The sequence below is a fragment of the Erwinia aphidicola genome (assembly GCF_024169515.1).
GTDB lineage: Bacteria > Pseudomonadota > Gammaproteobacteria > Enterobacterales > Enterobacteriaceae > Erwinia > Erwinia aphidicola.
This window is the reverse complement of sequence record NZ_JAMKCQ010000001.1, coordinates 1,186,759-1,199,145: the sequence shown is the minus strand read 5'-3', so window position 1 is coordinate 1,199,145 and position 12,387 is coordinate 1,186,759. Positions and strand designations below refer to the sequence as shown.

10 protein-coding genes and 2 tRNA genes are annotated in these 12,387 nt (G+C 54.4%); all 12 read left to right on the top strand.

The genetic code is table 11. The features are described from left to right. The first annotated feature begins 99 nt into the window (after nt 1–99). The 12 genes from folP to pnp all read left to right on the top strand — a co-directional run bounded on the left by folP (nt 100) and on the right by pnp (nt 12,296). On the top strand, nt 100–936 hold the full coding sequence (gene folP / locus J2Y91_RS05510) for a dihydropteroate synthase (RefSeq protein WP_099753984.1): 837 nt from the start codon (nt 100–102) through the stop codon (nt 934–936). A 4-nt stretch (nt 937–940) separates the two neighbouring features. Beyond that, nucleotides 941–2,275 carry a phosphoglucosamine mutase gene (gene glmM / locus J2Y91_RS05505; RefSeq protein ID WP_099753985.1) on the top strand — a complete coding sequence of 445 codons (1,335 nt, stop codon included), beginning with the start codon at nt 941–943 and terminating at the stop codon, nt 2,273–2,275. 257 nt (nt 2,276–2,532) lie between these two features. After that, nucleotides 2,533–2,865, top strand: a complete 333-nt coding sequence (gene secG / locus J2Y91_RS05500) for a preprotein translocase subunit SecG (RefSeq protein ID WP_048914487.1) — start codon at nt 2,533–2,535, stop codon at nt 2,863–2,865. A gap of 55 nt (nt 2,866–2,920) precedes the next feature. Next, nucleotides 2,921–3,007, top strand: a tRNA-Leu gene (locus J2Y91_RS05495). A gap of 48 nt (nt 3,008–3,055) precedes the next feature. Continuing rightward, nucleotides 3,056–3,132 (top strand) — tRNA-Met (locus J2Y91_RS05490). A gap of 212 nt (nt 3,133–3,344) precedes the next feature. Continuing rightward, a complete protein-coding gene (gene rimP / locus J2Y91_RS05485) occupies nt 3,345–3,797 on the top strand; it encodes a ribosome maturation factor RimP (protein WP_048914488.1) in 453 nt (150 codons plus the stop codon). 24 nt (nt 3,798–3,821) lie between these two features. Continuing rightward, nucleotides 3,822–5,327 carry a transcription termination factor NusA gene (gene nusA, locus J2Y91_RS05480; protein ID WP_048914489.1) on the top strand — a complete coding sequence of 502 codons (1,506 nt, stop codon included), beginning with the start codon at nt 3,822–3,824 and terminating at the stop codon, nt 5,325–5,327. Nucleotides 5,328–5,351: 24 nt separating this feature from the next. Then, a complete protein-coding gene (gene infB / locus J2Y91_RS05475; protein ID WP_048914490.1) occupies nt 5,352–8,045 on the top strand; it encodes a translation initiation factor IF-2 in 2,694 nt (897 codons plus the stop codon). A gap of 69 nt (nt 8,046–8,114) precedes the next feature. Further along, nucleotides 8,115–8,528: a 30S ribosome-binding factor RbfA gene (gene rbfA, locus J2Y91_RS05470; RefSeq protein ID WP_048914491.1), complete on the top strand. Its 414-nt coding sequence runs from the start codon at nt 8,115–8,117 to the stop codon at nt 8,526–8,528. Beyond that, complete coding sequence (truB, locus tag J2Y91_RS05465) at nt 8,528–9,472, top strand: tRNA pseudouridine(55) synthase TruB (protein ID WP_048914492.1); 945 nt, start codon at nt 8,528–8,530, stop codon at nt 9,470–9,472. Before rbfA ends, truB begins: the two co-directional genes overlap by 1 nt. Before the next feature lie 107 nt (nt 9,473–9,579). Then, entirely contained in the window at nt 9,580–9,849 is a 270-nt protein-coding gene (gene rpsO / locus J2Y91_RS05460; RefSeq protein WP_048914493.1) for a 30S ribosomal protein S15, read from the top strand. A gap of 308 nt (nt 9,850–10,157) precedes the next feature. Next, on the top strand, nt 10,158–12,296 hold the full coding sequence (gene pnp, locus J2Y91_RS05455) for a polyribonucleotide nucleotidyltransferase (protein ID WP_099753986.1): 2,139 nt from the start codon (nt 10,158–10,160) through the stop codon (nt 12,294–12,296). Nucleotides 12,297–12,387: the final 91 nt, after the last annotated feature.

The following is a 12,387-nucleotide window of genomic DNA, read 5'->3' as shown; positions in this document are numbered from 1 at the left end:
CCAAATAATTGGAACTGCATCAAGGCGAGCAAACGCAGCCAACACAGATGCAGCTTCAAGTATGACGGATATAGACTTGTTAACCGGAGACCATTCGTCATGAAGCTGTACGCCAGAGATTCCGTGCTCGACCTTTCTCATCCTCACGTTATGGGGATTCTGAACGTCACCCCCGACTCTTTTTCTGATGGCGGCAAACATAACGAATTGATTCAGGCACTGACCCATGCCAATGAGATGATCAACGCCGGTGCGACCATTATTGATGTGGGGGGGGAATCAACCCGCCCGGGCGCTGCTGACGTTAGCGTGGAGCAGGAGCTGGAGCGTGTTATTCCGGTGGTTGAGGCTATCGCTCAGCGCTTTGAAGTGTGGATCTCTGTGGATACGTCTAAGCCCGAGGTGATCCGCGAATCGGCGCGCGTTGGCGCCCATATCATCAACGATATCCGCTCCCTGCAGGAGCCGGGCGCGCTGGCCGCGGCGGCAGAGACCGGGCTGCCGGTGTGCCTGATGCATATGCAGGGTGAGCCGAAAACCATGCAGCAGTCGCCGCAATACCACGATGTTCTGCGCGATGTGGATCAGTTCTTTGTTGAACATATCGCCCGTTGCGAAGCGGCCGGGATCAAAAAATCGCAGTTGCTACTCGACCCGGGTTTCGGTTTCGGTAAGAATCTGTCGCACAACTATCAGTTACTGGCGCATCTGGCCGATTATCATCGCTTTGGGCTGCCGCTGTTAGTCGGCATGTCGCGCAAAAGTATGATTGGACAGTTACTCAATGTAGGCCCTTCGCAGCGCCTGACCGGCAGCCTGGCCTGCGCGGTGATTGCGGCAATGCAGGGCGCCCATATTTTGCGCGTACACGATGTGAAAGAAACCGTAGAAGCGATGCGCGTCGTCGAAGCTACACAGTCCGCAAGGGAAGAATAACACTATGAGTAACCGCAAGTATTTTGGTACCGACGGCATCCGCGGCAAAGTGGGTGAATCGCCAATCACGCCTGATTTTGTGCTGAAATTGGGTTTTGCTGCAGGCAAGGTGCTGGCGCGCCACGGCTCGAAGAAAATCATCATTGGTAAAGACACGCGTATTTCTGGCTACATGCTGGAATCCGCGCTGGAAGCAGGCCTTGCCGCAGCCGGACTCTCTGCGGCATTTACCGGCCCGATGCCGACCCCTGCGGTTGCTTATCTGACCCGTACTTTCCGTGCTGAGGCTGGGATTGTGATTTCCGCCTCGCATAACCCGTTCGACGATAACGGCATTAAATTCTTCTCCACCGAGGGCACCAAGCTGCCGGACGACGTGGAAGAGGCGATTGAAGCCGAGATGGAAAAGCCGATCACCTGCGTCGAGTCCGCCGCGCTGGGTAGAGCCAGTCGTATTGTCGATGCTGCCGGGCGCTACATTGAGTTCTGCAAAGGAACTTTCCCGAGCGAACTGAGCCTGAACGGCCTGAAAATTGTGGTCGACTGCGCTAACGGTGCCACCTATCACATCGCCCCTAACGTGCTGCGTGAACTGGGTGCGACGGTGATTGCTATCGGCGTGCAGCCGGACGGCATGAACATTAACAAAGAGTGCGGTGCGACCGACCTGCGTCTGTTGCAGGAGCGGGTGCTGGCAGAGAAAGCTGACGTGGGTCTGGCCTACGACGGTGACGGCGACCGCATCATGATGGTTGACCACCTTGGTCAAAAAGTGGATGGCGACCAGATCCTCTATCTGATCGCGCGCGAAGGTCTGCGTCAGGGCCAGCTGCGCGGCGGCGTGGTGGGTACGCTGATGAGCAATATGGGCCTGGAGCTGGCGCTGAAGCAGCTTGGTATTCCGTTTGCGCGTGCCAAGGTCGGCGACCGTTACGTACTGGAGAAGCTGAAAGAGAAGGGCTGGCGTCTTGGCGCTGAAAATTCCGGGCACGTCATTCTGCTGGACAAAACCACCACCGGTGACGGTATTGTGGCCGGCCTGCAGGTGCTGACCGCGATGGTGCGTAACCATATGAGCCTGCATGACCTGTGCAGCGGCATGAAACTGCTGCCGCAGATTCTGGTCAATGTACGCTTTAGCGGTAGCCACGATCCTCTGGAAGATGCCACGGTGAAAGCCGTCACGGCAGAAGTGGAGGCCGAGCTGAAAGGCCGTGGCCGCGTGCTGCTACGTAAATCCGGCACCGAACCGCTGATCCGCGTGATGGTGGAAGGCGAGGACGAAGCGCAGGTCACCGCGCTGGCGCACCGCATTGCCGACGCGGTAAAAGCGGTTTAAGTTACCACCGATATGCGTAGGGGTCAGGCATGCCTGACCCGTTGAAAATGTGGGATATCGTCATCGTTCGCACGTAAATAGAGCGCTTTGCTGATTTTTTCCGCACTCAGCAGCAGCCTATGAAATTGCTCTTGCACGGGCGGGCGCCTTTGGTTAGTATTCACACCCGCTTCATAGGTAGGTTGTTACCTGCTTATCAAGACTAACTGGTTTGAAGCTTTTGATGTGCGGTTAACGCGCAAGGAACAAGGTTGATTATGTACGAAGCTCTTTTAGTTGTTTTCCTTATTGTAGCGCTGGGCCTTGTAGGTCTGATCATGCTGCAGCAAGGTAAAGGCGCTGATATGGGAGCATCATTTGGTGCAGGCGCTTCTGGTACGCTGTTCGGTTCTAACGGTTCTGGTAACTTCATGACCCGTATGACTGCAGTGCTGGCGACCCTGTTCTTCATTATCAGTCTGGTTCTGGGTAACATCAACAGCAACAAAACTCAGAAAGGAAGCGAGTGGGAAAATCTGACCCAGCCAGCGCAGTCCCAACAGACTACGCCAGCTAAACCGGCAGCGCCGGGCAACGATATCCCGCAGTAAGCAGTAAGCAGTAACCGTTTCGACGCGACAGAAATAAAAAAGTCGCCTCTTTAGTGCCGTGGTGGTGGAATTGGTAGACACGCTACCTTGAGGTGGTAGTGCCCGCATGGGCTTACGGGTTCAAGTCCCGTCCTCGGTACCAAATCTCAGTTGTGCTTGCAATTTATGCAAGTTTTGCGTAGTATTCGGACGCGGGGTGGAGCAGCCTGGTAGCTCGTCGGGCTCATAACCCGAAGGTCGTCGGTTCAAATCCGGCCCCCGCAACCACTTTCCCTTAGAGTTCTTTTTCAAATATACTGTTTGCACTACTTAATGGCGCACTGCAGCGATTTTGAAAAAAATTCTTTTGGACTGTGCCGAGCCGCCTTTGGCGGTTTACAGGGTCCAGTGACATTAAGCCCCGAATTTTCGGGGTTTTTTGTTATCAGGAAGCAGCATCACTGGGCTATAGGCCCTTTTTTTACGTCTTGGGGGTGGGATTGTCCACATTAGAGCAAAAATTAACAGAGCTGATCTCAGCACCGGTAGAAGCGCTAGGCTACGAACTGGTTGGTATTGAGTTTGTACGCGGTCGCACATCCACCTTGCGCATCTATATTGATAGTGAAGATGGCATCAATGTTGATGATTGTGCTGATGTGAGCCACCAGGTCAGTGCGGTATTTGACGTCGAAGACCCGATCACCGTGGCTTACAACCTCGAAGTCTCCTCGCCTGGCCTTGACCGTCCAATGTTTACCGCAGAGCATTACGTACGATTTACTGGCGAAGAAGTGAGCCTGGTTCTGCGTATGGCGGTTCAGAACCGACGCAAATGGCAGGGCATCATCAAATCTGTGGAAGGTGAGATGATCACTGTTGCCGTTGAGGGTAACGACGAAGTGTTCGCGCTGAGCAACATCCAGAAGGCGAACCTGGTTCCCCACTTTTAAAAGTCCGGATTGAGGCATACCAGGATGAACAAAGAAATCTTAGCTGTTGTAGAAGCGGTCTCTAATGAGAAGTCCCTCCCACGCGAGAAGATTTTCGAAGCGCTGGAGAGCGCGCTGGCCACAGCCACCAAGAAAAAATACGAGCAGGAAATTGACGTTCGCGTCAGCATCGATCGCAAAAGTGGCGATTTCGATACCTTCCGCCGTTGGCTGATTGTTGATGAAGTCACCATGCCTACCCGCGAAATTACGCTGGATGCGGCACAGTTCGAAGATGAAACTCTCGGACTCGGTGGCTTCGTTGAAGATCAGATTGAGTCTGTGACCTTTGACCGTATCACCACGCAAACTGCCAAGCAGGTTATCGTGCAGAAAGTGCGCGAAGCAGAGCGTGCGATGGTGGTTGATCAGTTCCGTGAGCAGGAAGGCGAAATCATCACCGGCGTGGTGAAGAAAGTAAACCGCGACAATATCTCGCTTGAAGTGCGTCCAAACGATGGTTCTAACACCAACGCGGAAGCCGTGATCATTCGTGAAGATATGCTGCCACGTGAAAACTTCCGCCCGGGTGACCGTATCCGTGGCGTACTTTACGCCGTGCGCCCTGAAGCGCGTGGTGCTCAGCTGTTCGTTAGCCGTTCCAAACCGGAAATGCTGATCGAACTATTCCGCATTGAAGTGCCGGAAATTGCTGAAGAAGTGTTAGAAATTAAAGCCGCTGCGCGCGATCCAGGCTCCCGAGCTAAGATCGCCGTGAAAACCAACGACAAGCGTATCGACCCGGTCGGCGCCTGCGTAGGTATGCGTGGTGCGCGTGTTCAGGCGGTATCCAGTGAACTGGGTGGCGAGCGTATTGATATCGTGCTGTGGGATGATAATCCTGCGCAGTTCGTGATCAACGCAATGGCCCCTGCGGATGTCGCCTCTATCGTGGTGGATGAAGATAATCACACCATGGATATCGCTGTAGAAGCCGGAAATCTGGCTCAGGCGATCGGCCGTAATGGCCAAAACGTGCGTCTGGCTTCTCAGCTGAGTGGCTGGGATCTGAACGTGATGACGGTCGACGACCTGCAGGCTAAGCATCAGGCTGAAGCTCATGCTGCCATTGATGTCTTCACCAAACACCTCGATATCGATGAAGACTTTGCTACCGTACTGGTAGAAGAGGGCTTCTCCTCTCTCGAAGAGTTGGCTTACGTGCCAATCAACGAGCTGTTGGAAATCGACGGTCTGGATGAAGACACGGTAGAAGCGTTGCGCGACCGGGCTAAAAACGCGTTGACCACCCTGGCACTGGCAAAAGAAGAGAGCCTCGGCGATACCAAACCGGCGGATGACCTGTTAGGTCTGGAAGGTCTGGAGCGTGAGATGGCCTTTAAGCTGGCGGCAAAAGGCGTTTGCACGCTGGAAGATCTTGCCGAGCAGGGTGTTGACGACCTGTCAGATATTGATGGCCTGAGCGATGAGCGGGCTGGTGAGCTGATTATGGCTGCACGAAATATCTGCTGGTTCGGCGACGACGCGTAATAAACTGTAGCAGGAAGGAACAGCATGACGACAGATGTAACCGTAAAATCGCTGGCCGCAGAGATTCAGACACCGGTAGAACGCCTGGTACAGCAATTTGCTGATGCAGGGATCCAAAAGTCTGAAACCGACTCTGTTACCCAGCACGAGAAAGAGACATTACTTACCCATCTGAATCGCGATCATGGCGGCGGATCTGGTAAGCTGACTTTGCAGCGCAAGACGCGCAGCACATTAAGTGTTCCAGGCACCGGGGGCAAAAGTAAGTCGGTGCAAATCGAAGTCCGCAAAAAACGCACTTATGTAAAAGGCGATCCGGCTGATGCTGAACAGGCAGAAGCAGAAGCCCAGGCAGAGCGTGAAGCGGAAGAACTGGCTCGTCGCGAGGCTGAAGAACAAGCCCAGCGCGCAGCTCAAGACAAAGCGAAGCGTGAAGCCGAGGAGCAGGCCAAGCGTGAGGCAGCTGATAAAGCCAAACGTGAAGCAGCGGAAAAAGATAAAGTGAGCAATCAACATACCGACGATACCACCCGGGCTTCCCAGTCCGACAAAGCCCGCCGTGAAGCGGAAGCGGCAGAACTGAAGCGTAAAGCTGAAGAAGAAGCGCATCGCAAGATCGAAGAAGAAGCGAAGCGCGTAGCCGAAGAAGCTCGCAAAATGGCGGCCGAACGAGGTGAAGAGTGGGCGCAAGTTAAAGAGGTTGAAGACACCTCTGATTACCACGTCACCACTTCAACTCACGCCCGTGCTGCAGAAGACGAAAACGACGCTCAGGTTGAAGGTGACCGTCGCACTCGCACTGCGGTACGCCCAGCCAAAGCCCCGGTTCGCAAGAAAGGCAACAAGCATTCTGAAGCGAAAACTGACCGTGAAGAAGCGCGTGCGCAGGTTCGCGGCGGTAAAGGCGGCAAGCGTAAGCCAAGCACCCTGCAGCAGAGCTTCAACAAGCCTGTTCAGGCGGTTAACCGTGACGTCATTATCGGCGAAACTGTTACCGTAGCTGAGCTGGCTAACAAGATGGCAGTCAAAGGTTCCCAGGTCATCAAAGCGATGATGAAAATGGGCGCAATGGCGACCATCAACCAGGTTATCGATCAGGAAACTGCCCAGCTGGTCGCGGAAGAGATGGGTCACAAAGTGACGCTGCGCCGCGAGAATGAGCTGGAAGAAGCGGTAATGAGCGATCGTGATACCGATGCCGTTCACGAATCCCGTGCGCCGGTTGTCACCATCATGGGTCACGTTGACCACGGTAAAACCTCTCTGCTGGACTATATCCGTTCGACCAAAGTCGCCTCTGGCGAAGCGGGCGGCATTACTCAGCACATCGGTGCATACCACGTTGAAACCGACAACGGTATGGTGACCTTCCTGGATACCCCGGGCCACGCAGCGTTTACTTCAATGCGTGCACGTGGTGCTCAGGCAACGGATATCGTTATCCTGGTTGTTGCAGCAGACGATGGCGTGATGCCACAGACTATCGAAGCTATTCAGCACGCCAAAGCGGCCAAAGTGCCGGTTGTCGTTGCAGTGAACAAGTGCGATAAGCCAGAAGCCGATCCGGATCGTGTTAAAAACGAACTGACTCAGTACGGGATCATCCCGGAAGAGTGGGGCGGCGAGAACATGTTCGTCAACGTTTCTGCAAAAGCCGGTACCGGTATCGACGACCTGCTGAACGTTATCCTGCTGCAGGCTGAAGTTCTGGAGCTGAGCGCAGTTCGCCAGGGTATGGCAAGCGGTGTGGTTATCGAATCCTTCCTGGATAAAGGTCGTGGTCCGGTTGCTACCGTGCTGGTACGTGAAGGTACGCTGAACAAAGGCGATATCGTACTGTGCGGCTTCGAGTATGGCCGTGTGCGTGCGATGCGTGACGAGCTGGGCCGCGAAGTGATGACTGCGGGTCCATCTATCCCGGTTGAGATCCTCGGCCTGTCCGGTGTTCCGGCAGCGGGCGATGAAGCGACCGTGGTACGTGACGAGAAGAAAGCCCGTGAAGTTGCGCTGTATCGTCAGGGCAAATTCCGTGAAGTTAAGCTGGCGCGTCAGCAGAAATCTAAGCTGGAAAACATGTTTGCTAACATGACCGAAGGCGAAGTTTCCGAGCTGAACATCGTGCTGAAAGCTGACGTACAGGGTTCTGTCGAAGCGATCTCCGAGTCCCTGATGAAGCTTTCTACTGATGAAGTGAAAGTGAAAATCATCGGTTCTGGCGTGGGCGGTATCACTGAAACCGACGCCACTCTGGCCGCTGCGTCTAACGCAATCCTGGTTGGCTTCAACGTTCGTGCCGATGCTTCTGCGCGCCGCGTGATTGATTCTGAAAGCCTGGATCTGCGTTACTACTCCGTCATCTATAATCTGATTGACGAAGTGAAAGCAGCGATGAGCGGTATGCTGGCACCTGAGTACAAACAGCAGATCATTGGTCTGGCTGCGGTACGTGATGTGTTCAAATCACCGAAATTTGGTGCTATCGCCGGTTGTATGGTGACTGAAGGTAACATCAAACGTCACAACCCAATCCGCGTACTGCGTGACAACGTGGTTATCTACGAAGGCGAGCTGGAATCTCTGCGCCGCTTCAAAGATGACGTTAACGAAGTCCGTAACGGCATGGAATGTGGTATCGGCGTGAAGAACTACAACGATGTGCGTGTTGGCGATATGATCGAAGTCTTCGAAATTATCGAAATCCAGCGTACCATTGATTAATAGTCACTTTTCATAATTGACTGTATTTGGGAGGCTTCTGGCCTCCCAAATTATTTGGAGAGAATAATTATGGCGAAAGAATTCGGTCGCCCGCAGCGTGTTTCACAGGAGCTGCAAAAGGAGATCGCAATGATCCTGCAGCGCGAGATTAAAGATCCGCGCCTCGGCATGATGGTGACGGTTTCTGGCGTTGATGTATCACGCGACCTGGCCTATGCCAAAGTGTTCGTGACCTTCCTCAACGACAAAGATGAAGCGGCAATCAAAGCTGGCCTGCGTGCGCTGGGCGATGCCTCAGGCTACATCCGTACCCTGCTGGGCAAAGCGATGCGCCTGCGCATCGTGCCAGAGCTGACCTTCTTCTACGATAACTCGCTGGTTGAAGGGATGCGTATGTCGAACCTGGTGACCAACGTCGTCAGAAACGATGAAGAGCGCCGTGGCCCGGCAGAAGATGAAGAGCAAGAAGGCAAAGCAGAGTAATGAGTCGTCCTCGTCGTCGCGGTCGCGATATTCACGGCGTACTGTTGCTGGATAAATCTAGCGGATTGTCCTCCAACGACGCGCTGCAGAAAGTCAAACGCCTGTATAACGCCAACCGTGCCGGTCATACCGGTGCGCTGGATCCGCTGGCAACCGGCATGCTGCCGATCTGCCTTGGGGAAGCGACTAAGTTTTCCCAGTATCTGCTGGAGTCCGACAAGCGTTACCGGGTGATTGCCCGCCTCGGGCAGCGCACGGATACATCTGATGCCGATGGCATCGTGGTCAGCGAGCGTCCGGTTACCTTCAGCGCTGATATGCTGGAGCAGGCGCTGGAGAGTTTCCGTGGTGAGACCCAGCAGGTGCCGTCGATGTATTCGGCCCTGAAGTACCAGGGGCGCAAGCTGTATGAATATGCGCGAGAAGGCATTGAAGTGCCGCGTGAATCACGCCGTATCGTGGTTTACGAGCTGCTGTTTATCCGCCATGAAGGGGATGAGCTGGAGTTGGAAATTCACGTGTCGAAAGGCACCTACATCCGCACCATTATCGACGATCTCGGCGAGAAGCTGGGCTGTGGTGCACACGTGACCTATCTGCGCCGCTTACAGGTTGCCACCTATCCCATTGAAAAGATGGTGACGCTGGAACAGTTGCAGGAGCTGGCGGAAGAGGCTCATCGTCAGGAGAAAGCCCCGGCGGAGCTGCTGGATGCACTGCTGATGCCGATGGACAGCCCGGCGGCGGAATACCCGGTGGTTAACCTGCTGAGCTCGGTTGCCGCTTACTTCAAGCAGGGCATGCCGGTTCAGGCAGCAGGCGCGCCGGCCAGCGGGCTGGTTCGCGTGACTGAGGGTGACGAGCACAAGTTTATCGGCATGGCAGAAATTGCTGACGATGGACGCGTGGCACCGCGCCGCCTGGTTGTAGAATATTCCGACTAGCCATTTGCGATTAAGTGGCGCGCAGAGTAGAATGGCGCGGCTTTACACTGGGTTGCTGAATTAGAGATCGGCGCCTGTACATTTATCTTTTAATTTGGAGTTGTATCATGTCTCTAAGTGTTGAATCTAAAGCACAAATCGTTGCTGATTTCGGTCGCGGCGCAAACGACAGTGGTTCTACCGAAGTTCAGGTTGCTCTGCTGACCGCACAGATTAACCATCTGCAGGGTCACTTCTCTGAGCACAAGAAAGACCACCACAGCCGTCGTGGCCTGCTGCGCATGGTATCTCAGCGTCGTAAGCTGCTGGATTACCTGAAGCGTAAAGACGTTGCACGCTACACCAGCCTGATCGAGCGTCTGGGTCTGCGTCGCTAAGTCTTACGGGTTGTCCCGCCACGCTATCAGAGCAATCTGGCAGAAAAGTGGGGAAACCGGACAACCTGTGCGAGATTCGCTGGAAGGGGCCTTTATGGCCCCTTTTTTCACGCAAGCGGCAGCAATTATGCGCAAACTATTGTATTGTTGCTGGGTGTGATCTTCAGTTGCAGAGGTTCGCGCGGCTAATGAGAGGCTTTGTCCCATTGGGGATTAGGGTTGTCATTAGTCGCGAGGATGCAAAAATGAAGATCGGAAATCCACGGCCGGTATAAAAAACTACCCGCCCTGATGTTAAGGAAATAATTTTGCTGAATCCGATCGTTAAAAAATTCCAGTATGGTCAGCATACCGTCACTATTGAGACCGGTATGATGGCTCGCCAGGCAACAGCTGCTGTCATGGTAAGCATGGACGACACTGCGGTGTTCGTAACTGTTGTAGGCCGTAAAAATGCAAAACCAGGTCAGGATTTCTTCCCGCTGACCGTTAACTATCAGGAGCGTACTTACGCTGCTGGTCGTATCCCAGGCAGCTTCTTCCGTCGTGAAGGCCGCCCAAGCGAAGGCGAGACCCTGACTTCACGTCTGATTGACCGCCCGCTGCGCCCACTGTTCCCGGAAGGTTTCGTCAACGAAGTACAGGTTATCGCGACCGTGGTTTCCGTTAACCCACAGGTTAACCCGGATATCGTTGCCCTGATCGGTGCTTCTGCAGCGCTGGCGCTGTCTGGCCTGCCGTTCAACGGTCCAATCGGTGCTGCGCGCGTCGGTTACCTGAACGACCAGTACGTACTGAACCCAACTACCGATGAGCTGAAAGAGAGCAAGCTGGACCTGGTGGTTGCAGGTACTAAAGCCGCTGTTCTGATGGTGGAATCTGAAGCTGAGCTGTTGAGCGAAGACCAGATGCTGGGCGCAGTGGTGTTTGGCCACGAGCAGCAGCAGATCGTTATCGACACCATCAACGAACTGGTCGCCGTTGCCGGTAAACCTCGTTGGGACTGGCAGCCAGAAGCTGTAAACGAAGCTTTACATGGTCGTATCGCTGCACTGGCGGAATCTCGCCTGAGCGATGCTTACCGCATCACCGAAAAACAGGAGCGTTACGCTCAGGTTGACGTGATCAAATCTGAAACCACCGCTGCACTGCTGGCTGAAGACGAAGCGCTGGACGCTGGCGAAATCAGCGACATCCTGCACACGCTGGAAAAAAATGTGGTTCGTAGCCGCATCCTGCGCGGTGAGCCACGCATCGACGGTCGCGAAAAAGACATGATCCGTGGTCTGGACGTGCGCACTGGCGTACTGCCACGTACTCACGGCTCTGCGCTGTTCACCCGTGGTGAAACTCAGGCGCTGGTGACGGCAACTCTGGGTACTGCCCGTGATGCGCAGAACCTTGATGAGCTGATGGGCGAGCGTACCGACAACTTCCTGTTCCACTACAACTTCCCTCCATACTCTGTCGGCGAAACCGGCATGGTTGGTTCACCGAAGCGTCGTGAAATTGGTCACGGTCGTCTGGCGAAACGCGGCGTGCTGGCAGTGATGCCTAAAGGCGATGCGTTCCCATACACCGTGCGTGTCGTGTCTGAAATCACTGAATCAAACGGCTCGTCTTCAATGGCGTCTGTTTGCGGTGCTTCTCTGGCACTGATGGATGCAGGCGTACCAATCAAAGCTGCCGTAGCCGGTATCGCGATGGGCCTGGTCAAAGACGAAAACAACTTTGTTGTACTGTCCGATATCCTCGGCGACGAAGATCACCTCGGCGACATGGACTTCAAAGTAGCCGGTAGCCGTGAAGGTATCACCGCGCTGCAGATGGACATCAAAATTGAAGGTATCACCCGCGAAATCATGCATGAAGCACTGAACCAGGCTAAGGGCGCGCGTCTGCACATCCTCAGCGTGATGGAACAGGCTATCAGCACGCCGCGTGGCGACATCTCTCAGTTTGCTCCACGCATCCACACCATCAAGATCAGCGTTGATAAGATCAAAGACGTAATCGGTAAAGGTGGCTCGGTTATCCGTGCGCTGACAGAAGAGACTGGCACTACCATCGAAATCGAAGATGACGGTACTGTGAAAATCGCAGCAACCGACGGCGACAAAGCGAAGTTCGCGATTCGTCGTATCGAAGAGATCACCGCAGAAATCGAAGTAGGCCGTATCTACAACGGTAAAGTGACCCGCATCGTTGACTTCGGTGCCTTCGTCGCAATCGGTGGCGGTAAAGAAGGTCTGGTACACATTTCTCAGATCGCTGACAAGCGCGTAGAAAAAGTGACTGACTATCTGGCGATGGGTCAGGAAGTTCCAGTAAAAGTGCTGGAAGTTGACCGTCAGGGCCGTGTACGCCTGAGCATCAAAGAAGCCAGCGAGCAGGCTCAGCCTGAAGCAGCTCCAGAAGCGTCAGCGGCAACGCCTGAAGCAGAATAAGCGCATCACCATTGAGTTCCCCGCGCCAGCCGGTGCGGGGAATTGTTTGAACGCGAGGGCGGGATGGCCTTGTGCATGGCAGGCGGATGAC

Bases quoted from the DNA above. Each gene is read 5' to 3' on its own strand.
- rbfA (WP_048914491.1), top strand. From the start codon at position 8,115: ATGGCGAAAGAATTCGGTCGCCCGCAGCGTGTTTCACAGGAGCTGCAA.
- folP (WP_099753984.1), top strand. From the start codon at position 100: ATGAAGCTGTACGCCAGAGATTCCGTGCTCGACCTTTCTCATCCTCAC.
- infB (WP_048914490.1), top strand. From the start codon at position 5,352: ATGACGACAGATGTAACCGTAAAATCGCTGGCCGCAGAGATTCAGACA.
- secG (WP_048914487.1), top strand. From the start codon at position 2,533: ATGTACGAAGCTCTTTTAGTTGTTTTCCTTATTGTAGCGCTGGGCCTT.
- nusA (WP_048914489.1), top strand. From the start codon at position 3,822: ATGAACAAAGAAATCTTAGCTGTTGTAGAAGCGGTCTCTAATGAGAAG.
- glmM (WP_099753985.1), top strand. From the start codon at position 941: ATGAGTAACCGCAAGTATTTTGGTACCGACGGCATCCGCGGCAAAGTG.
- truB (WP_048914492.1), top strand. From the start codon at position 8,528: ATGAGTCGTCCTCGTCGTCGCGGTCGCGATATTCACGGCGTACTGTTG.
- rpsO (WP_048914493.1), top strand. From the start codon at position 9,580: ATGTCTCTAAGTGTTGAATCTAAAGCACAAATCGTTGCTGATTTCGGT.